26 protein-coding genes and 1 pseudogene are annotated in these 23,145 nt (G+C 41.0%); 18 read left to right on the plus strand and 9 right to left on the minus strand.

Annotation, left to right across the window (positions count from 1 at the left end):
* Positions 1-76 precede the first annotated feature (76 nt).
* From BWI96_RS05990 to BWI96_RS06015, 6 genes are all read right to left on the minus strand, one after another.
* Complete coding sequence (locus BWI96_RS05990; RefSeq protein ID WP_106635776.1) at positions 77-721, minus strand: response regulator transcription factor; 645 nt, start codon at positions 719-721, stop codon at positions 77-79.
* On the minus strand, positions 696-1,502 hold the full coding sequence (locus tag BWI96_RS05995) for a sensor histidine kinase (RefSeq protein WP_106635777.1): 807 nt from the start codon (positions 1,500-1,502) through the stop codon (positions 696-698). Before BWI96_RS05995 ends, BWI96_RS05990 begins: the two co-directional genes overlap by 26 nt.
* Positions 1,471-2,112: a hypothetical protein gene (locus BWI96_RS06000; protein WP_106635778.1), complete on the minus strand. Its 642-nt coding sequence runs from the start codon at positions 2,110-2,112 to the stop codon at positions 1,471-1,473. Before BWI96_RS06000 ends, BWI96_RS05995 begins: the two co-directional genes overlap by 32 nt.
* A gap of 58 nt (positions 2,113-2,170) precedes the next feature.
* Entirely contained in the window at positions 2,171-2,557 is a 387-nt protein-coding gene (locus BWI96_RS06005) for a hypothetical protein (protein ID WP_106635779.1), read from the minus strand.
* Between the two features lie 334 nt (positions 2,558-2,891).
* Entirely contained in the window at positions 2,892-4,190 is a 1,299-nt protein-coding gene (locus BWI96_RS06010) for a hypothetical protein (RefSeq protein ID WP_106635780.1), read from the minus strand.
* A gap of 69 nt (positions 4,191-4,259) precedes the next feature.
* Positions 4,260-5,243, minus strand: coding sequence for a YEATS-associated helix-containing protein (locus BWI96_RS06015; protein ID WP_106635781.1), 984 nt, complete (start codon positions 5,241-5,243; stop codon positions 4,260-4,262).
* A 557-nt stretch (positions 5,244-5,800) separates the two neighbouring features.
* Between BWI96_RS06015 and BWI96_RS06020 the strand changes: the two genes are divergently transcribed.
* The 5 genes from BWI96_RS06020 to BWI96_RS06040 all read left to right on the plus strand — a co-directional run bounded on the left by BWI96_RS06020 (position 5,801) and on the right by BWI96_RS06040 (position 12,977).
* Complete coding sequence (locus tag BWI96_RS06020) at positions 5,801-7,834, plus strand: C1 family peptidase (RefSeq protein ID WP_106635782.1); 2,034 nt, start codon at positions 5,801-5,803, stop codon at positions 7,832-7,834.
* Positions 7,835-8,031: 197 nt separating this feature from the next.
* Positions 8,032-8,544, plus strand: coding sequence for a DUF4231 domain-containing protein (locus tag BWI96_RS06025; RefSeq protein ID WP_106635783.1), 513 nt, complete (start codon positions 8,032-8,034; stop codon positions 8,542-8,544).
* A gap of 1,435 nt (positions 8,545-9,979) precedes the next feature.
* Entirely contained in the window at positions 9,980-11,236 is a 1,257-nt protein-coding gene (locus BWI96_RS23155; protein WP_369804098.1) for a CHAT domain-containing protein, read from the plus strand.
* Between the two features lie 20 nt (positions 11,237-11,256).
* Positions 11,257-11,604: a hypothetical protein gene (locus BWI96_RS06035; RefSeq protein ID WP_106635785.1), complete on the plus strand. Its 348-nt coding sequence runs from the start codon at positions 11,257-11,259 to the stop codon at positions 11,602-11,604.
* Complete coding sequence (locus BWI96_RS06040) at positions 11,601-12,977, plus strand: hypothetical protein (RefSeq protein WP_106635786.1); 1,377 nt, start codon at positions 11,601-11,603, stop codon at positions 12,975-12,977. Before BWI96_RS06035 ends, BWI96_RS06040 begins: the two co-directional genes overlap by 4 nt.
* Positions 12,978-13,054: 77 nt before the next feature.
* On the opposite strand, the gene BWI96_RS06045 is transcribed toward BWI96_RS06040, so the two are convergent.
* Together BWI96_RS06045 and BWI96_RS06050 are read right to left on the minus strand one after the other, a co-directional pair.
* Positions 13,055-13,732: a LytTR family DNA-binding domain-containing protein gene (locus tag BWI96_RS06045; protein ID WP_198555153.1), complete on the minus strand. Its 678-nt coding sequence runs from the start codon at positions 13,730-13,732 to the stop codon at positions 13,055-13,057.
* Between the two features lie 4 nt (positions 13,733-13,736).
* On the minus strand, positions 13,737-14,795 hold the full coding sequence (locus BWI96_RS06050; protein WP_106635788.1) for a sensor histidine kinase: 1,059 nt from the start codon (positions 14,793-14,795) through the stop codon (positions 13,737-13,739).
* Positions 14,796-14,977: 182 nt separating this feature from the next.
* On the opposite strand from BWI96_RS06050, the gene BWI96_RS06055 reads away from it, so the two are divergent.
* The 13 genes and pseudogenes from BWI96_RS06055 to BWI96_RS23170 all read left to right on the plus strand — a co-directional run bounded on the left by BWI96_RS06055 (position 14,978) and on the right by BWI96_RS23170 (position 22,348).
* Positions 14,978-16,084 (plus strand): acyltransferase, encoded by a 1,107-nt coding sequence (locus tag BWI96_RS06055; RefSeq protein ID WP_106635789.1) that lies wholly within the window; start codon positions 14,978-14,980, stop codon positions 16,082-16,084.
* The gene (locus BWI96_RS06060; protein WP_106635790.1) at positions 16,081-16,557 is read left to right on the plus strand and encodes a hypothetical protein; all 477 of its coding nucleotides are present in this window, start codon (positions 16,081-16,083) and stop codon (positions 16,555-16,557) included. The genes BWI96_RS06055 and BWI96_RS06060 overlap by 4 nt, the downstream gene beginning before the upstream one ends.
* 106 nt (positions 16,558-16,663) lie before the next feature.
* Complete coding sequence (locus tag BWI96_RS06065; RefSeq protein WP_106635945.1) at positions 16,664-17,098, plus strand: RidA family protein; 435 nt, start codon at positions 16,664-16,666, stop codon at positions 17,096-17,098.
* Between the two features lie 417 nt (positions 17,099-17,515).
* Entirely contained in the window at positions 17,516-18,079 is a 564-nt protein-coding gene (locus BWI96_RS06070; protein WP_106635791.1) for a Crp/Fnr family transcriptional regulator, read from the plus strand.
* A 101-nt stretch (positions 18,080-18,180) separates the two neighbouring features.
* Positions 18,181-19,089 carry an alpha/beta fold hydrolase gene (locus tag BWI96_RS06075; RefSeq protein WP_232793591.1) on the plus strand — a complete coding sequence of 303 codons (909 nt, stop codon included), beginning with the start codon at positions 18,181-18,183 and terminating at the stop codon, positions 19,087-19,089.
* 32 nt (positions 19,090-19,121) lie between these two features.
* The gene (locus BWI96_RS06080; protein ID WP_106635793.1) at positions 19,122-20,018 is read left to right on the plus strand and encodes an NmrA family NAD(P)-binding protein; all 897 of its coding nucleotides are present in this window, start codon (positions 19,122-19,124) and stop codon (positions 20,016-20,018) included.
* A gap of 193 nt (positions 20,019-20,211) precedes the next feature.
* Positions 20,212-20,382 carry a hypothetical protein gene (locus BWI96_RS21830; RefSeq protein WP_198555154.1) on the plus strand — a complete coding sequence of 57 codons (171 nt, stop codon included), beginning with the start codon at positions 20,212-20,214 and terminating at the stop codon, positions 20,380-20,382.
* 415 nt (positions 20,383-20,797) lie between these two features.
* Positions 20,798-20,923, plus strand: a pseudogene (locus BWI96_RS23160) (DUF2958 domain-containing protein); the annotation flags it as partial.
* Positions 20,924-20,954: 31 nt separating this feature from the next.
* Positions 20,955-21,098, plus strand: coding sequence for a transposase (locus tag BWI96_RS23165; protein ID WP_157830229.1), 144 nt, complete (start codon positions 20,955-20,957; stop codon positions 21,096-21,098).
* Positions 21,099-21,168: 70 nt separating this feature from the next.
* Positions 21,169-21,486 (plus strand): helix-turn-helix domain-containing protein, encoded by a 318-nt coding sequence (locus tag BWI96_RS06095; RefSeq protein ID WP_255400611.1) that lies wholly within the window; start codon positions 21,169-21,171, stop codon positions 21,484-21,486.
* Between the two features lie 108 nt (positions 21,487-21,594).
* Positions 21,595-22,020, plus strand: coding sequence for an IS3 family transposase (locus BWI96_RS06100; RefSeq protein ID WP_157830230.1), 426 nt, complete (start codon positions 21,595-21,597; stop codon positions 22,018-22,020).
* Positions 22,021-22,052: 32 nt separating this feature from the next.
* Positions 22,053-22,184 (plus strand): hypothetical protein, encoded by a 132-nt coding sequence (locus BWI96_RS22795; RefSeq protein WP_106635798.1) that lies wholly within the window; start codon positions 22,053-22,055, stop codon positions 22,182-22,184.
* Positions 22,185-22,237: 53 nt separating this feature from the next.
* Positions 22,238-22,348 (plus strand): IS3 family transposase, encoded by a 111-nt coding sequence (locus BWI96_RS23170; protein ID WP_157830231.1) that lies wholly within the window; start codon positions 22,238-22,240, stop codon positions 22,346-22,348.
* 87 nt (positions 22,349-22,435) lie between these two features.
* Here BWI96_RS23170 and BWI96_RS06110 read toward each other — a convergent pair whose 3' ends face one another.
* Entirely contained in the window at positions 22,436-23,131 is a 696-nt protein-coding gene (locus BWI96_RS06110) for a FadR/GntR family transcriptional regulator (protein WP_106635799.1), read from the minus strand.
* Positions 23,132-23,145: the final 14 nt, after the last annotated feature.

The following is a 23,145-nucleotide window of genomic DNA, read 5'->3' on the forward strand; positions in this document are numbered from 1 at the left end:
AGATGTGTGTTTCAAGAACGATGCAACAAAGCCTAAAAAAAATGATAAACGAGCATTTATAATTCCTTAACTAAAGTTATATTTTAAAATCCGCTAATCCCTTTTCCATCGCATATTTAACTAAAGCGGGTGTATTTTTCAAGTTAAGCTTGCTTAAGATATTCTTTCGATGTGTATCAACGGTATAGGTGCTTAAAAAAAGCTGATCTGCAATTGTAACTGTAGTGTGGCCTTGAGCTAACAAGCGTAAAATTTCTAATTCTCGCTTGGTTAATTGGCTTTCAGGAAATGCTTGCTGGTTTTTGGTGGTAGGTATAAGCAAATGGGTAATCTCTGTTGAAAAATAGTTGCTTCCACCCGAGATATTAGTAATAGCTTGAAGTAGTTCGTCTTTCCCTGTATTTTTGAGTACATAACCAGAAATGCCTTCCTGCATTAAAGACCTGATGAAGACGGGATTGTTGTACATACTAAGAATAAGTATCCGAATGGACGGAAAATGCTTTCTAAGGTAGCGAGTGGTCTGGATTCCGTCTTGACCGGGCATATTGATATCCAAAATAATAATTTGCAAGACCTCGGCATGACGGTTGGCTAGTTCTATGACTTCCAGGCCTGTATGAGCCTCCCCCATAATCAATAGGTCTGGCTCGTGGGCCAGAAGTGCTTTCAATCCGTCCAGAATCATCTGATGATCATCGGCTAGTAATAAGTGTGTCATAGTCAAAAGGAAGTTCAATAGTCAGTGTGGTACCACGTCCCAATCCAGTATCAATCGTCAACTTGCCACCCATTTTGTTTAGACGATCCTCCACATTTTGCAGTCCCATGCCGCGTTTTACTAGCGTTGGAGCAAATCCAACACCATTGTCTTCTACCATTAATACAACCCAAGTTTCATGTAAGGTCAACTGAACGGTCAGCTCGGTAGCTTTGGCGTGCTTCAATGCATTGGAAACGATTTCCTGGACGATCCGATAGAGGCTGGTTTCAGTTTGGATATCTAATCGTAGGTCGGCGGGGTGAATGAACAAATGAATTGTAAGTTGCCTGGAGGCTTCCAAGGTCTCTTTTAGGTCGAGCAAAGCTGCCGTAAGTCCGAACTTGATCAATACACCGGAAGTCAGATTGTGAGCAATTTCCCGGACTTCGGTTACGGCTCCGTCCAGTAACTCTGTTCCCTTGGTGAGAGCCTCATTTGTGCCCGGAATGGCCTGAAAAAAGAGTTTTACCGCCGCCAGTCGACTACCCAGTCGGTCGTGTAAGTCTACGGCAATTCTTTTACGTTCGTCTTCTTGGGCTTGTAAAACGGCATAGGTAGCTTTTATCTCCTGTCTCTGTAGCAACTTTTCAATTTGGCGGAACGCCTGCTGTTTACGAATGAGTTTACGCTGGAACAGGAAAGCAAATAGAATGAGGGCAAATACAACTGACAGTAACGTAAATGTTCCGAAAATAAGGATGAAGGTATTATCGGTTGGAATTGAACTGGCGGAGTCCATAGCTGATGACCAGATTTTTAATCAAGTTGGCCACTGACTGAAAAAGCCATCCATTCCCGAACCACCCAGTCGCCTGACCCGACAAGATATTAAAGCCTAATAGGTATGTGAAGAGCGATCCTGCAAAGTAAATGAGGAATCCAGAATTAATTATAAATCCTTCCACTTCCTCCAGTGGAACATCTTCAACCTTTTCATAAAGATAATATAGATACCGGATTGAAACAATAAGTAATATAAGAGTATTAATGCTCCAGGCGTAGGAATTGAAAGTAAATATATTCTGCAAGAACAGAGAAAAGCCTACATCAAGTAGCAATATACTTACTAATGGAAGGAAGGTTTGCCATCGTGACCATTGCAACTGACCGGCATAGAAAAGGAACAGGCAACTGAATTCAAAAAGAGCCAATACATGGTAAAAGGGGTGCGTATTGCGACTACCAAAGCCAAAAATCATTACGATGGTAAGTAATTTGATAATGAAGGCCCCTCCAAAATAAATTCTTAAAGAAGAATATTTGTAAAAGGAAAGGAATAACGCAAAAGGCAAGCCATCTGAAAGGTCAGATAGTGTAGAAATAATTAATGTCCAGGTCTGTAAATTCAAGGTTCAAGTGAGAAAAGAAATTGCCCAGGGGTCTTTATCTCCTGGGCAATAATAAAATTTATTTGCACATAAACCCATTAGGGCATACATTGGGACATGGTAAAGTGTTTCCAATTAATGTATCTAATGCAGTTAGTGGATGCACGTCATATACTTTATGAATGTCATGACCATCCTTGAATACAGGAACGAGTACAATATCGTATTGTTTGACAGATGAGCCAGGCCTAATGCTTTTCCCAAGATAGATACGGACAGCATCAATTTCATGACTTTTAGGATGAGCTTTAATAGCTGCAATAAAGTCCTCTAAGAGTGACAGATCAAGCTTTTGACCAATCCCGACTTCCTCTAATGGACGTTTCAGTACTTGGGTCTGTTCTTCTTCAAAAGCAAGAATAATTTCTTTGGCTTCTTCGAGGGTTAATTTTCTGCCGTTTGACATTAGGGTTCGTTGTTAAGTATGGAGAATACTGAGTAAAAGTAAGCATATAACTAATAGCATGCATCCCTATAAATGGGTATATTTAGGTCTTCTGAAATAATTGAAAAAGTGTTTTAGAGTAGATAAATTTTTAGGAAGACTAGTATTAAGGAAAGGTTTGCTAGTTGATTTTGGGGTAGCGATAATAACTTCAAATTATCCCCAAGATTATAAATTAGGATTTTCCTTAGGAATAGTTTGATATATGGAATTCTCCTGTTGCATGAGTAAGAAAAATGTCAGAATGGTTGACTCAAAATTTCGTCTATTAACCTATTGATCATTAAGAATTGGTTTACCAGGTTAATATTGAGTTCAGGCCAAGCTTTCCTGTTATACCAATCGTTAAACGGTTAAAGGCAGGACGTAAGTTTTGTGCTGAAAGGTCTTTCTGCTTTTCCATGTTATTATTGATGTCAGGCAGCTCGACGTAAAAACCACCCAAAAAATTTCCGTCATTCTTAAAAAAATACATGCCTAATCCAACATTGGAGGTGTTGACTAATAGAGAAGTGTTCCGGGATTGCCAGTTGGCACGTAAGTAAGGATTCAACAGAAGATGAGAGGTACGTTTTTTATCTAACGGTAAATTATAAACGACATCAATAATGCACTCATTTTGTACAGTGCTTCCATAATCACCAGCATATGCAGTGATCTCTTCTTCTGTGCTTAAAGAGGTATTTTTTACGTTATTAGTGGATCTGAGTGTGTAGGTAATGGACGAAAGGCTTTGGAAATTACTTTTAACTGCTCTAGCATACGTGAAACCCAATCGCCATCTTCTCCACTCGCCGTTTAAACCTAGGCCTGCTTGCCATCCCCAGTAGTTGACATTTTTAAAACTATTCGATAGATCAGTTGTATCGAGGCTAATAAATCGAGTGAAACCGAGAGCGTTTCCACTTGCAAAACCAAAAAATAATAGACGCCAATAATTAGAATTTAGGCTTTGCTTTTGGCGAATAAATATTTCTCTTCTTAGATTTTGAAATAAATGGTCGACTATGTTGCTATAAACTCTCGTTAATGCTGCTTTTAATTGAGATCTGAACTTTTTTATATCGTTTTTTATTTCCGGTTCATCTTCATTAATGCCAATCGTAGTATTGGTGTGAAACCACAGCAAAGGGTAGCCTTTTCTTGTGATTGTGCTATCAAATTTAGCTAATACTTTTTCTACTTCTTTTTTTCTTGTATTTGTGTCTGGTATAAGTTTAGAAAAAGAATGTAAAATTACAATTAATGAGTCATGATATAGGCTAATTAATTGTAATTTTTTGTCTTCTAAAGAGGGGATTAAATTTGACGGAATACAATTTTTATCTATAGTTTGATTAGCATTAGACCAATAATGCCCTAAGTAACCATTGAGCCTACCTTCAGGAGTGAAATTTCCTTTTGATAGCAGAGTTCCAACTCCTTTGGCATTTTTAACTCGAATGTCACCTCCGAAGAAATAGGCCGAATTTTTGCTTGCAACAAGTGGGTTTAAATTGTTCCACCCAAAACCTAATTCAGATTGAGTAATATCAATGTTTAAGGCTGATCCATCAATTAAAACTGAGCTTTTACCTTCGGCACTTTGTGTCAATCCCTGAGAATAAAGGGTGAATGAAGACAGTAGTGAGAGCCAATAAATTAAAAGTATTTTTTCATAGACTTAAGCTAGTTTAATAGATTCGATGTCTAATTGTCCGCGACGATTATCTCCTATTGTGAAATTTTGAGGGGTATTTAATAAATCCTGATCCTGGAACTTAAAAGAAGTTAGGGTAATCTGATGGTTAGGTTCTCCTACCGCGTCAATGATTAAGTAGATGGTATCATCGACTAAGGGTACAAATTTCTCTCCTTTGATAATGTCATTTTCGGCAGTGCTGGCGAGAGTAAGCAACTCATTTCCTTCAACTACGGAGCCATCAATGTCTATACGGACAAGTTTTGTTTTGGGAGATAATTTTATCTCAAATTTAAAATTGGCGTGTGTCGCTGGCTGACTAGCCAGCATAATACTATTTATTTCTGAGCTTTCAATTGTTGAATAGGTTGTTGCGTTCGGTGTGATGATTTCTTTGGCAGACCGCAATAAATCGGCAGATTCGCGTACCTGCTTAGCAGTTTCGTTACGTAAATTTTTGACTTGGTTTAGAATACGTTGAGATAGAGCATCTATAAAGCTAGAAGAGGAAATTGCAGCCAATAGACAAAATCCAACAAAGATTAGTATTGTAATGTCATTTTTGTCGTCAAGCAACGCACTACTGACACTATTTAAAAACAATGGAACTAGAGATGCCGCAACTATGCCAAGAATAAGGCAGGTTTGTAAATATTTATTCTGCTCATTTCTATCTATTACTATTGAATTTCCCGTCTGTTCTTTTTCTGAAGTCTTTTCTGATAGTTGATTAACAGTCCTACGATAATTGGCATAACCACCAATTAACCCAGATAAGCTAATAATAATAAGCATGCTAGCTAAATCAAAAGGATATTTTTTTTCTTTATCAGAAGTTACTCCTCTTTGCTCTGACGTGTGTTTGTTAGGATGTTGAGCGGAGGAAGTGTCTGTTGATTGAGAAAATATAGGGTTTTTAATTCCCAACATAAGCACTAAAAACAGAAATAGTTTGAGCTTGTTCATACATGATAAGTTTTGAAAGTTTAATATAATTTTTACTTTAATAAAATGAATACTTTATTGGTGTGTAGTTGTATTATGATAGCATTTTTACTTTAATAATTTGTTACAGGTTAATTATATGTATAGAAAAGTAGTTAGGGTATATTTATTTTAGATTATAGTTAGGTTCTGTGACAAAAATATTAAATAAATTACCTGTAAACAATACCGATATTTTGGTATTTTGCTTTTAGTATAGCTGATCTTGAAAGTAAATTAACTATTGTTTAGTTAATTGATAATAAGTGTAAGTAAAGTTTATAGACAAACATAACTATTTAATTTATACAACGGATTTTAAGGATTAGTCAGAATAACCATAAATGGGTATTGATATATAATGTATTTTTAGCTCTATTGCATACTGATTCTTATACTAAAACGATTCATTACCAAAGAAAATAATAATCAAAAACTGCTTGGTAATTCATTTTATTTAAATTGATTTCATCTATTTATAAAGTACATAAGGATTCTTTAATGAAGGGTGAAATGCTAACTTCTAAATCTACCAAATTATGCCTTCAAACGATCGTACTTTCAATGCTCGGCCAGACTCTCTTGACTTTAGAGATAAAATTTATGTAGCTAACCTTTACGAGGTGCCACCTCATATATCTTTAGAAGAATACCTGAAATATGAAGTCCCTGTCCTGAATCAGGGCCAAGAGGGAGCCTGTACGGGTTTTGGTCTAGCTACGGTAGCGAATTACTTGTTATGTAGACGCCAAGTTTCTCCAGATAGAAATGCCGTTAGTCCGCGTATGCTTTATGAAATGGCCAAGCGTTACGATGAATGGCCAGGAGAAGACTACAGTGGTTCGAGTGCTCGTGGAGCTATGAAAGGATGGCATAAACATGGGGTTTGTGATGAAAACTGCTGGCCCTGTACAACCAATACCCCTGACGAACGGCTTACGAATGAAAGAACCTCAGATGCCTTGAAGAGACCTCTGGGTGCTTATTATCGGGTTAATCACCGGGACTTGGTAGCTATGCATAGTGCAATGGCCGAAGTTGGTATTCTTTATGCTACTTGCCTAGTGCATGAAGGTTGGCAACAGGTGGGTTCCGACGGTCAAATTCATTATTCTGATCATCGCTTGGGAGGGCATGCTTTTGCTATTGTCGCTTATGACAAAAAAGGCTTCTGGATTCAGAATTCCTGGGGTACTGACTGGGGGCGGCAGGGCTTTGCACAAATCAGCTATGACGACTGGCTGGCTAATGGTACAGATGTCTGGGTAGCACGTTTAGGTGCTCCAGTAATTTTACTGTCGGCTCAGTCTATTGCTTCTTCCCACGCTGCGGGAGCTGGCAAGTCGAGAGCTTATGCCTACTCCGATTTGCGGCCTCATATAATCAGTTTAGGAAACGATGGACAACTCAAGGCTGGAGGTGATTTTGGAACCTCCCAACAGGAGGTAAAGACATTATTTGCCGAAGATTTTAAAAGAATTACCCAGAATTGGAAAAAAAAACGAATCTTATTGTATGCTCATGGAGGTTTAGTGGATGAGACTTCTGCTGTACAAAGACTAGCGGAATACCGAGCGGTGATGTTAGAAAATGAAGTCTATCCCATCTCCTTTATCTGGCACAGCGACTTTTGGTCTACGGCTACAAATATCCTTGAGGAAGCTTTGCGAAGACGCAAGCCAGAAGGCTTTTTAGACGCGAGCCTGGACTTTATGCTTGACCGCTTAGATGATGCCCTAGAAGTTGTAGCACGATCACTCATGGGAAAAGCTCAATGGGATGAAATGAAAGAAAATGCCCTGGCTGCAACAGAAAACGAAAGCGGTGGAGCACGGTTAGCCCTTAAGTACTTATCTGAGTTGGTTAAACAGGAGCCAGCCATTGAAATACATGTGGTGGGTCATAGTGCGGGTAGTATATTCCTGGCCCCACTTGTACGGCTATTGACTGCCCCCGAAGAAAAGATTACCGAAGGCTATCTAAAAGGGAAGTCAGGGTATGGAATCCCCATTACTACATGCACACTTTGGGCTCCTGCCTGCACAATAGACCTGTTTAAAAAGGCGTACATTCCGGCTATAGAAAAGAAGGGTATTAATAAGTTTGCGTTGTTTACCTTAACAGACGATGCGGAGCAAAAGGATCATTGTGCACACATCTATAATAAATCACTATTGTATCTCGTATCGAATGCCTTCGAGAAGGTGCCTAAGTATTACGTTTTTAGTCAGGGAGAAGCCATTTTAGGAATGCAAAAGTGGGTAGTACAGGATGAAGAGGTTCAAAAAATTTTTAATACTAAAGCGGGAGACTGGATTCTCTCCCCTAACTCAAACGAACCTATACTGGAAAATTACTCATCCTCACACACGCATGGAGGGTTTGATGATGATAAACCGACCGTCGTTGCGACTCTAGCTCGCATATTAACCGCATCTGAAAGTGAAGCCGATGCAATAGAAATTAAAGCCAGATTGTATCGACTTTTAGGGGATTCTTCTCCTCGTACGCTTCTCCATTTCAATCCTTCTGCAAACGTCTTCAAACAAGAGAGAAAAAATTTGAAGCTTTAACTTTATATAAAGGTATATCTACTTATCTTTTTATTTGTTAATCATAAATGCTTGTAACTAATTAATATTCTACATTTTACAAAAAATGTAGAATATTAATTGATCAACAAAAAAATACAACCGATAAAAACTATGAATCACTTGGTAGATAATAGGGACGTAATTGTGAAATGATAGGTTTATAAACTATTAATTTAATGGACAAACCAAAGCAAGACTGGAGCGATTTATCCTGTAAGGAATCAGCCCGTCAATATATTGATCATGTATATAAATATTATTGTAAAGATTATGATAAAGGTTCAATTTTATTTGAGAATCTTTATCATATTTTTAGTATCTTAATAATACTTCTGGGGTTTTTAAGTTCTGTTTTGGCGGCTTTAGACGGAGAAAAACTGCTAATGGGAAAAACGCTAGACTTAAAGGTTGCTTTAATTCTATTACCCCTCATAAGTTCAATGCTGGCTGCTATCATAACTCAATTTAATATTAAAGAAAAATATCAATTGAGAGAAATAGGAAGAATTAAGTGCACTCACCTCTACACTGAAGCGAGGATTGCTTTTGCTAAAGCTAAAATAGAGGATGAATTCTATAAAATTCATAAAGATCTGGCTTCGAAGATTTTTGCCTTACAGTCCGAACAGGCTTATGGCTTTTTTAATACAACGCATAAAAATGAGGATATGAATAAAGAAAAATCATAAAAATAATTACACTTATTTTTTGGTGGAATAATTTTGAATTCAAATTATTTAAAATGTACACTAAGTAATATATAGCTTTAAGTGGATAATTGATAATCAATGTTTTACAATCCAAAATATATTGTTGAATAATAACAAGAAATTAATTTAATAAATAAGGTATTAAATTGATTAATAATTTTATAGTTTAAGGCCATTAACTCCATAGCCTTATCTAAAGATGTCCTCCCTTGCCTACCAGGCGTTCATAAATGAACTGCTAGCTTTAGAAACTTTTGAACAGGTATTTGACACGTGTCAGAAGAATGATTCCTTGCTAACTAAAGAGTTGCTGGCTGAATTAACTCAACAAGCTGACAACGACCCATCAAATCAACAGCTCTCCTGGTTAATTACACCAGTAAGTTACTTGTTGGGTAGAAAATACTTATTCGAATTTATTAATCTTTCCTCCGAAGAAGCCCTGGCTTATGCTCGGGAACATCTACATGTTCTGGCTACTTCGGCGAATTACAAGCAGTTTGAACACCTGTCGAATGAATATGCTGCTCAAAAAGAGGTAATTGACCTGCTCAAAACCCGTCAAAGTCTCTTGGTAATGATAGTAGCCGAAGCTTGTTTTTATGCATCGGATTGGCCTCGACGACGTGAGCTACTAGTAGGAAGCATAGACTGGTTACTTGATTCGGCGGCCACTATTCTATTTGATTCTGTAGTAGAGGAAAATTCTGATTATGAGCTGTTTGTGAATTCCTTAAAAGCAATCATTGACCGCTGCCGGAAAGAAGATGTACATACGGTTATCAGGGAATTGGATCTGGCGTGGCTCGTTCAACAGGCCGGAGAAAGCCAGGATGAGGAGAAAATCGGGTATTATCTACAAGCCCTTTCCCTGGTAGGCGAAAACCTGACCCAACAAGGAGCAGAAGTATGGTTTAATCTGGGGAATGCGTACCGGGAACGCGTTCGTGGGGATCGAGGGGAGAATCAGGAGCTTGCCATTGAGTCGTTTAAGAATGCTTTGCTAGTACGAACCCAGGAATCGCTGCCGACGGAGTCTCAGCAAACCCATTTTGTTTTGGGGAGTCTTTATTACCAGGAAAAACGTTGGACCGAAGCTCTCAAAGCCTATGAACAAACTCATGCCGCCCTCGAATCTGTGCGAGGAGAAACCCTGAAGGAAGAAAGCCGAAGGAGATTAGCTCAAGATAATACCCTGTTGTACGCTCGACTGGTGCATTGCTGCCTCTTACTCAATAACCACAAAGCTGCCGCTACGTATGCCTTACAGGGTAAAAGCCGTACGCTCAGCGAACAATTAGCCGGTGATCGGCAACCCGTGGCTGAATTACTAGCTCAGGATGAGAGCTTAGCTCGGGACTATCAATCCCTGAGGGTCCTTCAAGCCCAGCTCCAAGAACGGATCGATTTATTGATGCTACCTCGTTCTGAAGATGATTCGCGAAGCTTCGAAGAATATCGGCAAGAAAAAGAACGCCAAGAAGAACAAGTCGCTACGCTTCGTAAACAGATCAATGTCCGAGTGGATGATCTCGTATTTACCCATCCGACCCTTTCACTCCTTCAGCCGCTGCCCCCCCGAACATTAGCCGACATTCAATACCTGTCGGCTACATTAGGAAATATACCTTTAGTAGAATACGTCAAACATGCAGGAGGGTGGGGAGCCTTTGTCTTTGGGGGGCAAAAAGTAGAGTACGTTGCTTTGGCGGATGACCTGCTCGATCAAATAAGCGAATCTTTAAGCTTATTACTGCAGACAGAAAATGCGAGTAAGCGTACCCTTTTCTGGTGTCAAGAAGATTGGAAAGAACGCTTGGTTCATTTACATGAATGGGTCTTTAAACCCCTTGTACCTTTTCTACCCTCATCGGGTCAAGTAGTTGTCGCTCCCACTAATGTTCTTTATTTAGTTCCCTTTCAGGCCCTTTGTGACGAGCACGGCAAGTATTTAAGTGAAACATATGCTTTTAGTTTTGTCCCCAGCTTAGCTACTCTTAGCGTCCTTCTCGAACAGCGAAAGCGAGTTCAGTCCACTCCATCTACTGCCTATCGACTTCTCAACATCGCTCACTCGGGCGAACCTGGGAATTATCTCACTCACATAGCCTTAGAAGCTCAGGAAGTGGAAAGTCAGTTTGAGGAATCTGTCCCTTTGCAAGAAGAGAAAGCTACGCTTGAGAACGTTATTGAAGCCGCGAACAAGTGTGACTATGAGGTCATCCATTTTAATTGTCACGGTAAATTTTTTCACGACAATCCCGCTCATTCCGGCTTGCAACTGGCCGAACAACGAATGCTAACAGTCAATGACATCCGAATCAATATTCGGCTGAAAGGTCGTCCTCTGGTCACGCTGAGTGCCTGCCAGACGGGCCAGACTTGGCCTGAGCAAGGCGATGAAACTACGGGGACTTCGTGGGCTTTTCTGGCAGCGGGAGCCTCCTCCGTACTAGCCAGCCAATGGAATGTCCCGGATCGATCTACCAGAGCGTTATTCAAACACTTCTACCAAATCCGTCGTCAGTCACAGGTAAGTGACGCCCAAGCCCTGCAACAGGCGATTCAGCAGGTTCGAAAGCAATTTACCGCGTTTAACAATTTACCCGAATTCTGGGCGGGCTTTCAAGTCATGGGCGTTCCCATTCCTGCAGGTAGCCAATCTTTTTAAAAACCATATTATAGAAAACAATGTCTCCACAACAACAAACGTTAGCAGATCTTAACTACGCATTAGATCAACTTAGTGCGGAAGAATTAACGACTTTCAACTATCATTGGAAGCTCATTGATGCCTATAGCAGGAACTCGGCAGCAACCGAAGAGGGATTCGTCTTTTTACTTAATGAGGTTGTTTTGGCAAGTCCAACGTTGGTAAACAATGGATTTGACACGGTTCTATCTAGCTTTACCACCCGCTTTGCTCCTAAAACAGGACAGCCTCAACACGCTTCTTCGACCCAGGGTTTGCCCCCCATTCGTAACGAAGTACTCGAGGTTACAAAAACCATTGAAAAATTAATGAATGGTTTGAAATGACTTCCTATCTTAATCTGGAAAATATTGAGGTTGCAAGCCCGGAGCGGCCTAATGAGGTGTGCTTAACCCTTTATTTTATTGACGAAGAAGGTGTCGACTACCGAACGAGGATACGTGAATTTCTTCAACCCCAGGTGGGTGGGTGGAAGGTAGTTGAAGAATTAAATTTAGAAAACTCAGCCGAACCAAAGGAATGGATTCAACGCGGCTTTCTGGGAAAAAGCTCGCCGAAAGATTTCCAACAAATCTATTTATTAGAAATTCTTCCGGCTTTGTCTTCAAATGCCTATGCCGTCCAAATTATCATCAATCTTACCCAACCCATTCAAATGGGGTGGCCACAAGCTACGAATTGGCTGAGTAATGAACTTTACATGCTCTTTAAAAATCCTCCAGAATCTTTGCTGGGGTATTCGGTGGTATATCGAGCTAATAGCAGTGTTCCATCCGAAACGGAGTATGTAGAATGGTCTTCAGCTTTAACGCAGCCGCTCCGATGGATTGATTCAAAAGCACCCATCGTTACCCTAAAAAAGCCCGTTCAGCAATACTTTTCGGGTCAGGGATGGCTTAGTTTAGTAGCTTACCCAATGCATCCACAAGGGGGACTTGTTTACTTAGGATTTGGAAAAGCAGATCCTGCGATGGGGGACGACCTGGCTCATATTGCTTACGCTACTTATGAAGCGGAACTGCTCTCGTGCGATTTATTTTTCCACAAAGGATTTCGACAGGGGATGCAACTGGTGCAGGCTTTTCCCACCTATGACAGGGAAAAGCTACAGCCTCTTCAAGGAGCTATCCAAAACCTGTTGAGCAGCCAGCCGAAAGATCAGCCCGTTAGCGAAAAAGAGCTGCGGAACATGTCCAATGAAATTGCCATTCAGGCTGAATTTCATTGGCTGACGAGCCGGGTAGAGTTATCCTTACAGCAACAAATAAATGGCATTAAGCGATTATTTACCTTTAATGATATGAGTGTGCTTGCAAAGCACCATGTTATTCTCCTGCAAGCTTACCTGGAGGAGGTACAGGCGTGTCGTCATAAAGGAGAATCTCTTTTAAAAACGGCTCGAACGGCTCTTGCCATTGTGGAAGCAGAAGAGAATAAACAGGGGAATCAAATTCAGGAACGATTTACGAATGTACTTACACTTTTTGGCGTTTTTTTAAGTGCTTATCAGGTATTTGATGACGATTTTACAAAGCATTTTATCCAGCTTTTTTGGCTTAATTATGCCCCTAAATTCTATTGGGATGAATTAATTTATCGTAACACGATCGCACTGTTAGTAACTGCTTCCATTTATATACCCTATAAGTTGATTAATTGGGGTAAAGTAAAACGTTCCTTTTTTAAGTTATTTAAGTAGTTGATAGATTATTTGGCAATAAAACGTACAATGTTAATCGCTTAACGGACAACTGCTGAAAGGCCATCAACTATTTACTACACTGTTTTAGCATAATTCTTAACAAACGCATTAAACTCTTGTTTGTAAAATCTCCCTACCGGAACGGAATAGGAGCCTAATGCAATTTCAGAATTGCTATAACCGGTAACGTAGTCAGGATTAAAGAGAAAGGACCGATGGATTCTTACAAAACCTTGGGTAGCAAGCCGTTCTGCAAAATCCGCAATCGTGTTTTTAGTGAGGTAAACCGCATTAGTCAGAAAAAGCTTCAGGTCATTGCCCTGACTTTCTATAAAAATAATGTCATCTATTCTGATTTTTCGGTTTAACCCTTCTGACCTGATCATTAGGGTGTTTTCAGGATTTTTGTTACCCGTATCTCTCAATATCCGACTAACCGCTTTAAAAAAACGCTCGAAAGTGATCGGCTTCAGAATATAATCGACGGCTTCCAATTCAAATCCCTCTACAGCAAATTCCCTGAAGGCCGTCGTGAAGATAACCTTCGGTTTTACTGGTAGAGACCGCACTAGTTCAATACCACTCAGATGAGGCATCTGAATATCCAGAAACAGAAGATCAACCGGGAGTTGTTGCAGGAGCTTATGGGCCTCAATCGCATTTCTTGCTTTGCCGACGAGCTGAAGGGCTTCTATTTTTTTTAAATGGCTTTCCAACAGCTCAATAGCCAGTGGTTCGTCATCGACGATCATACATTTAATCATACCAAGCAGGAGTGACGATTTCTACACTAAACCAGTCTTCATCTGAGTTGACACGAAGTTCAAAATTATGTTTGTAATACAATTTCAGTTGCTCTTCAATATTAATAAGACCGATTCCTTCTTGGCGGTCAGACGTTTTCTGAAAACTGCTATTTCCAATTTTGAATACAGATCTGACCTCATCGGTTTGCAGTTCAAGCGTGATACGGAGCTTGCCGTCAAGGCTCCTGCTTCCATGTTTAAAGGCATTTTCAACCAGTGAGAGATACAGAAGCGGAGGAATTTGATTTTCAGCTTGAATTTGCAGTATTCGGTTGATTTCTAAAGTGTTTCCATAACGCAATTCTTCCAGTTCCAGGTAGCGGTCGATGGTAGTGATCTCGTCAGTGATTCGAACCATCTTTTGAGGGCCTTTGTAGATGGCATAGTCAAGGATGTCAGCCAGTCCGGCAATGAATTTAGGAGCTTTATCGGGGTGGTTAACCGCGAGGGAATAAATGTTATTAAGCGTATTGAACAGAAAATGAGGATTCAGGTGGGATTTCAACACCTTCAGCTCAAGTTCTGCTTTTTCCTTTTGCAGTCGAATGCGGTCTTGTTTCTCGTTTTTATACCGTAAAATATGCATGAAACAGACAAAAATAAATGATGCAGTAATAATGGGGAGGGCATAGCACACAACCAGATAATCAAGATCGGTTAAAATGGTGGTAATACTGTCCGGTGCCTCATTCGTAAAAAAAGGTTCTGCGGCATAAACGATAAAAATTCGATTGATAACGGCTAAGAGATACAGAGAAAAGGTTAGGCTGATCAAAAACAGCACGTAACGTTTTCGGTCGAAAAGATGAATAATCAGATAATAGTAAATCAAGTTGGCACTGATGATCTGAAATAGCAGGTGACACAAGTTGTAGATGATGATATCCTCTAAACTTAGGTAAGTGGTACTGCTGTGAGCCTGTCCCAGTCCGAACAGAAAAAGGGCCGTCCAGAATACCGCCTGATAGCTGATGACTGAAAGTAAGTTACGGGTTGTTTTCTCTTTCATTGCTGTAAAACTAGATATTCTGCCCGTATAAACGCCCACAACAGGGACAGACTACCTGATTGGAGCACAAACAGCAGGATTTTTCATGTAAACACCCTCTAATGTCGTCGGTCCCATAAAAGAGGTTTTCTGGCATACCCCGTAGGATATAGGTCGCAAGAGGTGAAGTTTTGCAGAAAAAAATGAAAGAGAACAGATTTAACGGACTAGATCATTTAAGGGCCGTCGCTATTATATTGGTGTGGATGTACCATTACCGGGCGTTCCGGCATCCTGACTGGCTGGATACTATCGGCAGCTATGGCTGGACAGGAGTGGATCTTTTTTTTGTGCTAAGCGGGTTTCTTATTTCTGGTCAGTTGTTCAGAGAAATTCGGGAGTATGGTACTGTATTTCTGAAAACCTTTTTTACCAAAAGGTTTTTCAGGATTATCCCGCCTTTTGTCTTTACGCTGCTGCTGTATGTCTGTTTTCCTTGGTTTAGGGAACGAGAGGCCTTACCTCCTTTATGGAGGTTTCTAACGTTTACGCAAAACTATGGACTTGATGTAATCAATAAAGGCACGTTTTCCCATGCCTGGTCTTTGTGTATCGAAGAACAGTTTTACCTGCTGCTCCCTTTCTCCCTTCTTCTGTTATTAAAAACGGGCTGGCTGAGTAAACTTAAGTACATACTCATGGTTTTGCCGCTAATTTCTATTGCTCTGCGGAGCTCTGCCTGGACTCATTTCGTCGTTCCCGCATTAGAGTCTGATCACTTTTGGAAACTGTGGTATATGCACATCTACTATCCTACGCATACCCGGTTGGACTCTCTCGCCATAGGGGTGCTGATCGGTTTTCTTTACGAATATTCAGTAACGTTCAAGCAACTGATCCATTCAAAGGGGGTACTATTTTTCTTTGCAGGAATAGCTACGCTGGCCTTTGCCTTTTGGGTTTGTAAGGACCAATACTCCCAAACGGCTTCTGTTTTTGGCTTTACCTGGGTAGGTCTGGCGTATGGATTACTGGTAAGTTCTGCTGTTTCTAACTCCTGTTTTCTCAGCGGGATGTCATCAAGGGTAACCCGTCAATTGGCTGATTTATCTTTTGCGATCTATTTATCTCATAAAGGAATCATTCATCTCATACAAGTAGCCACTAGCCCGATGAATCTTTCCGAAAACCAATTAATGATTCTTTGCCTGATTGGATGTCTGGCGGCTGGATTAGTTTACCGATACACGTTAGAGCGTCCCTCAAGCTGGCTGAAAAATCGATTACTAAATCAAAATATAGAATCATGAAAAGAGTAATTACCGTATCTATTTTCCTGCTCTCTTTAACTCAGGTAAAAGCACAGAAATTTGCAAAAGAAAAAGCTGAAATCAACGGGATTTTGGATCAATTCCGAACTAGCATTAGTAAAAAAGATTCAGTCTCTTTTCTACGCCTTTTTACACCGCAGGCGTTCGTATGGATAGGGGTTATGAAAAATCAGAATCAGTTTAAAAAAGTAATTGCTAAAAAGCCTGATCTTAAAAACTATTTTTCCGTAGGATATGATACTTTCTATAAGTTTTTGGGAGATAAAGGAAAGCAGGAGGAAATCTTTAAAAATGTAAGAATTACCAATGATGACGTGCTAGGTAGTGTTACGTTTGATTATGAGTATTGGAATGATGGTAAAATGACCAACTGGGGAAAGGAATTCTGGCATCTGATCAAAATGAATAACGAATGGAAAATGGTAAGCGTTATTTTCTCTATAGCTGAATAATCATCTTTAGCTCTTGATGGATTACAGAGCGAATACATGCATTGCTGAAGTATAAGTAAATCTGATAGAGTCAAACCTAAAAACGGCAGTTATTCTGACTATGATTATGAAAATTGTATCATCTCTATTTTTTGTTCTTATAACCTTCGTTGGTTACACACAAAGTCATACTATCACCAAAGATAAATGGCATTGGGATATGCCTTCTAAGCAAGATACGGTAGCCGGGTACACACAAGTACTAAAAGTAGACCATGTTCTCTACATTTCTGGGGCGGTAACAACCGAGCTTACTCCCGAAGGTATACGACAAGTCTATAAAGCCTTGGAAAAATCTTTAAAAAGCTATGGAGCAACTTTTCAAAATGTGGTAAAGGAAAATTTATATACTACGGACATTGAAACGATGAAAGCATACAACTCCGTAAGAAAAACGTTTTATAATGGAGATTTCCCGGCGGCGACCTGGGTTCAGGTATCCAGACTTTACATGAGTGAAGCCAAACTGGAAGTTGAGTTAATAGCACATTTGCCTCATTAAAACAGGACAAGAAATTACATAGATTTGATTATGATTTGACCAATATTTGAAGGTAACCTCTTACAAACGAACATTCATGGAACGCCGTAGAGCAAAAGGCCCCTGGAAATCTTCCAAGGGGCCTTTTAAATAAGATGAAAAGGCTCTTTTAACTTTTGTAAAATCCACGTCGGGGTATGTCCCAGTAATAGAGCAATAGGACATTGGAAGCGATCACTACTTTAAAGGAACCCCGTCTATGTACTGTTCGAGGTGACGTTCTATTGTATTTAATGTTTGAACCCGTTTGATTAATCCTTACCTATGCTGATTGTGGACTTAAGCCCTTATTCCTCAGGAAAATAAAACTCTTTGCTAGTAAAACCAGTTAGTTGGAGGCTTCAATGCATAAACTTTTACTCCTCGATAAGCATAGCTATGGAAGAATTCATAAAATTCATCAAAACAGTGATCTGGATCGATGATCTGGATTTGCAATTGGTGCTTTCCCGATGCAGCGAAAGAAAAGTTCCTAAAGGCAAGCTGCTTTTACGAAGTGGACAAATTGCCAATCAATACTTTTTCATTGCCTCAGGAGGGGTTCGTTTTTTTTACGAAGCCCAAGACCAGGAACATACCACTTGGGTAATGTTTGAAAATGAGTTTTTTACTGAGATTTCGAGCCTTCACCCTCAAAAGCCCTCCCGATTTAATATCGAAACAGTAGATGAAACGAAGCTGATCGTAATAGATAAAAAGGACATGGATCTCTTATATAGCCAGGTGGCGGCCTGGGAAGCGTTTGGTCGAAAAATATGGGAAGCAACGACCGTACGAATGATCGACCAGATTATGAACTTTCAAACGCTGTCTGCCGAGGACCGATACCTGTCTTTTCTCACGCATTCTCAAGTTGTTAAGAAAGTGCCCATCAAGCAGGTGGCCGCCGTGCTGGGTATTACCCCCAATGCCCTGAGCCGGATCAGGAAAAAAATCCGGTAAACTTCATTCTCTACCCTTTGGTAGTTTTGCCCCTTGGCAAGCTGGGTACTTTTGAGTCATCAAAAAAAGAAGCGATGACTCAACTAAACAAAGACCCAAGGATGCCTCAGAATCCGTATTCTGACGAGATGTTAATCAACCATTTTCCGGGCTTCACGAATCAGTATGTAACAGTCAATGGAGTTCGGTTACACTACGTGGAGGGCGGGACCGGGATGCCGCTCATCTGTTTGCCGGGCTGGCCGCAAAGCTGGTTTTCTTACCAGCCAGTTGCCCTAGAACTTGCTAAAAAATACCGCGTGTTTATTGTGGATATCCGAGGAATGGGTAGCTCGGAAAAGCCGCAATCTGGCTATAGCAAGAAAACAATGGCCGCCGATATTTTAGCCTTGGTACAGCATCTGGGCTTGCCGAAAGTGCATCTTATGGGGCACGACATTGGCGGGATGGTCGCCATGAGTTTTGCGTTTAATTACTCCCAATTCACTGAAAAGCTAATTATTCTGGACGGTTCGCATCCCACGGAGGGAATGATGCAGATGAGCCTGATTCCTGCTCCGGGTGCATTTACGGAGAAAATGGATGCCAACAGACCCTACGCGTGGTGGATGGGCTTTAATCAGGTAAAAGGGTTGCCCGAGCAGCTACTAGCCGGACGGTTTCGGTATTTGCTGGACTGGCTTTTTCATTACGTCATGATTGATGACAGCAAAATGACTTCTCTGGAGCGAGAGGTGTATGCTTCTCAATACAACGACGCCGAAAGCATTCGGGCGGCCAATGCTTGGTATCAGACCTTCCTGGAGGATATCGAAGATGCCAAAATCTACTCGCCGCTTGTAATGCCGGTGTTAGGCATTGGAAGCTACATCAGTTACAATTACATGAAGATGGGGTTGCCTTCCGTAGTGAAAGACCTGCACCTGGTGGGGATTCTGGATAGTGGACATTATCTGTTTGAAGAGCAACCCGCCCAAGTACTTGAGGCCGTTCTGAGCTTTCTGGCGTAATCTATGTTTTAACTTTTCGAGAAATAATAACCATGAAAAAAACAATTATCGTATTCGGTGGAACGGGTAATTTAGGCAAACGGATTGTTCGCGAACTATTGAAAAGAGGTGCGGATGTCCGGGCTATCGTTCGAACGTCTACCGATTCCGAAAAAATAAAAGCCCTGGAACAATTGGGTGCCGCTGTTCTGGAAGTCGATCTGGACCGTGTCGATGCTCTGGCAGAGGCAAGTAAGGGTGCCCATTGCGTAGTATCGGCTCTGGCCGGTTTGGGGGATGTAATTGTCGATGTACAGAAGCGAATTTTAGAGGCTGCTCTGCAAGCCGATGTACCCCGTTTTATCCCGTCTGACTTCTGTACGGATTACACGGAGTTAGTGCCGGGTGAAAACAGGAATTTTGATTTGCGGAGAGCTTTTCGAGAACACCTTGATCGCACGCCCATTCAGGCTTCTTCGATTTTCAACGGTGCTTTTGCCGATATCCTTCAGTATAATACGCCAATCTTAAATCTGAAAGAAAAGAGCATTGGGTATTGGGGTGATAAAGCAGACTGGAAGCTGGATTTCACGACGATGGACGACACGGCAGCCTTTACCGCCGAAGTAGCTTTGGATGATGAAGCTCCCCGGGACTTACAGATTGCCAGTTTTCAGGTCAGCCCTGCCATGCTGTGGGAAGACGTGAAACAGGTGACGGGTCAGGATTTTAGGCTTTACCAGCTATCGAGCCTGGAAGATTTTGCCCGATTTATCCAAAAACAGAGAGCCGATTATCCCGCTGGTGAAAACGAGTTATACGCAAAATGGCAACAGGGACAGTACATGTATTCGATGTTTACTACCCACCATACTCAATTGGCCAACGAACGGTATAAAAACCTCACCTGGACGACAAGTTTAGATTTCATCAAATCGTTCGTTCACTAAGCAAAAGCCTCCTGACGTAGAGCCAAGCTGTATTTCAGGAGGCTTACTAGTCTCTACACAAAGGCCCAATACCGTTCGGGTAATGGAAGTTATCTGTCTACAGGGTAGGGTAAAGCACTTTATCGGCTAATCGAAAAAGTTGTTGAATGCCTACAGTCTAAGGTTGCCGCCAAAGAGGATAAATGGATATCGATTGGCCCAGCACAAACCTGAGTTATTGAATAATCCACTTATTTCTCCTAACCCTGGAAATGAATACATGCAAGCTGTGGCTCATGGGAAAAATCAATTTGAACAGGAAAAGCTTATGGCTGGAATGAAGCAAATCAGTGAGAAGCAGAAACACAATCTATGTAAAAAATGATAGCTCAACCTCTTTTTCCGCCTGTTCCAGTAGGGTTGCTTCTGCTGCCTATTTTGTTTTGCTCAGCGACTAGTTTATCAATGTCATCTTGTGTAGGTGATGAAGACGTACTTTCAATTGGCTTTGCTTGTTATTGTGTTCTATAATCTTTTCTGAGTTTTATCGCTTTGTTCTGTAAGCGACTAAGGATGCAATCTTTGGGTCAGTACCGATCGACTCCTTAGAGACCCTTTCTAAAATCTCCCTCCAATAGGCCGCTCTTTTATCTTCCAAATAAGAAATGGCACATGCTCGTCTTTCATTTTTTCGGATATTTTCTGCCGACAGCGATTCCGAAATAGGTACTTCTTTCACAGAATTTTAAAAAACGAACGCTAATTAATGGTCAGGATTATTAGATGGGAGTGACAGGGATCGTATACCTATGGTAGAGCTCTTTACGCCTTTTGGAAGAGCTACCTGGATTTTAACAGAACTTAATCCAATGAATCCTGTACCATTCCATGAATGGATTAGGGGTTCTCTGGAGTGCCCCCAATAAGTTAGACATTAACTTGGGGGCATTTTTAGTTATGTCAAAGCATCGGAGCCACAGTTTTGAATTCAAGCTAAGATGTGTCAAAGAGGTTTTGGAGGGAAGAGAATCGATGACTAGAGTTGCCCATCGACAAGGCATTTCCCCTACATTTAGTCAAGCGATGGTGTTGTTACCATGAACACTAGGGTTCTCAGGGATTACAAGCCAGAGTAGGCAAGTGAGACTTTAGTTCAAGCTTTAAACTTGAAGTGCTTGAGATGATTAAAAAACAAAAGCTATCTTTAAAGCAGGCGTGCCTTCACTTCCATCTCTCGAGTGAATCGTTGATCGTCACTTGGCAAAAACGCTTCAATGAATCAGGTCTGGCAGGGCTACAGCCCCGCAAAAAAGGAAGAGCTCTTATGAAAAAGAGTGAACATGAGCCCAACAAACGAAAGCCTAAATCTGCAAAAGAACCTCTGAGTCGAGAAGAGGAATTGCTCAAAGAAAATGAATACTTACGGGCAGAGAATGCGTTGCTAAAAAAGCTTCACGCCTTAGTTAAAGCCGACCAAAAGCGAAAGTAATTTTAGAACTAAGGCATACCTTTTCACTCGACATCCATTTAAGCTGTCTGGCTATGGCTCGCAGCACATTTTATTATCAAATCCGTAAACTTACCCAGCCCGATAAGTGTGAGGGCGACGAAAGCGGAAATTTATCGCCTCTATCATCGACATAAGGGGCGTTTGGGCTACCGCAGAATTACGTTATACCTAAGACGCAAGGGCAGCCCTATCAATCACAAAACTGTATTTAGATTAATGAAAGAAATGGGAATCAAAAGCCTGATTCGAGTCAAAAAGTACCGATCTTACCGGGGAGAAGCAGGCAAGATTGTTGCAAACGTTCTAGCTCGTGACTTCCAGGCCGATGGACCCAACCAGAAGTGGGTAACTGACCTGACGGAGTTTAAAGTCAGAGGAGAGAAACGCTATATCTCGGCCTTGCTGGACCTCTACAACCACGAAATTATTAGCTATCAACTTTCGTTGAGACCCGTCTTCAAATTAGTGATGACTATGCTTGAAAAAGCAGCACCCTCGTATCAAGAAAGTTAATCCTTCATTCGGATCAGGGTTGGCGGTATCAGATGAAAACGTATCAAGCCTGGCTCCGCGAGCGGGGCATCATTCAGAGCATGTCCCGAAAAGGCAACTGTCTAGACAATGCAGTGATCGAAAGCTTTCGCTTCGGCGATCCGATTTGGAACGTTGAAGTCTGAACTCTTCTATCTTCAATCCTATGAGTCAATAGAAGTTCTCAAAAAAGATATTGTTGCTTAATATACGCTATTATAATAAATACCGCATCAAGCACCATTTAAAGGCAATGAGCCCGATTGAATACCGAGCTCATTACTATCAATCTAAACGCGAATCCGTCTAACTTTTGGCGGCTCGTCCATCTATATCTTGGTCCTTATGTTGAAAGCCTTTGATGTCATACAAGGATTTTAAATCCTCGATTATCGACTTAAAGAATAGAGGCAAAATAGACAGCCAGGTGGGTATACATCGCCTTTCGAAATTCGTCGGGAGTGCCGGTTTTCAAAATGGCAACCAGATCGTGATGCGTAATGGGGTTGGCGATTTCAATCTTTTTGTCATTATCGTAATAGCCTGTAAATACATGATCGAATGTAGGCATAAGCAGTGTTTGAAACCGTTTGAACATGTCGTTGCCCGTCATTTCATATAGCTTACCGTGAAAGGCAATTTCTTCATCCTTAGATACTGTTGTAACATCTTTTTGTTGGGATAGTATCTCGTCTAGTTCGTTCAAATCTTGTTCAGTTTTTCGGGCAAACAGAAACTCAGGAATCCCCATCTCCAAAATAAGCCGCATCTCGAAAATGTCCTTGAGGTTATCTTGGCTTAGGAGTGCTGGATTTAATACTTTCTCAATACCCCCCAACAAATCGGGTTGAGCCATGATCATACCGCGTCGTGGTCTGGCTTCAACCATACCTAACATGCGTAATCGACTGAGGGCCTCTCGGACAACATTACGACTGACATTAAGCTTTTGAGCAATTTCCACTTCATTAGGCAGAGCATCGCCAGGTTTAAAGCCATTTTCAGTGAAATAAACTCTGAGACTGTTCTCTACACGATCAGTCATCGACAAGGTTTCCAGTGGATTTAATGCACCTAATTTGGCTATAGACATATGATTTACCTACT

Origin of the sequence: Siphonobacter sp. SORGH_AS_0500 (assembly GCF_002838835.1) — a bacterium.
Classification (GTDB): Bacteria; Bacteroidota; Bacteroidia; order Cytophagales; family Spirosomataceae; genus Siphonobacter.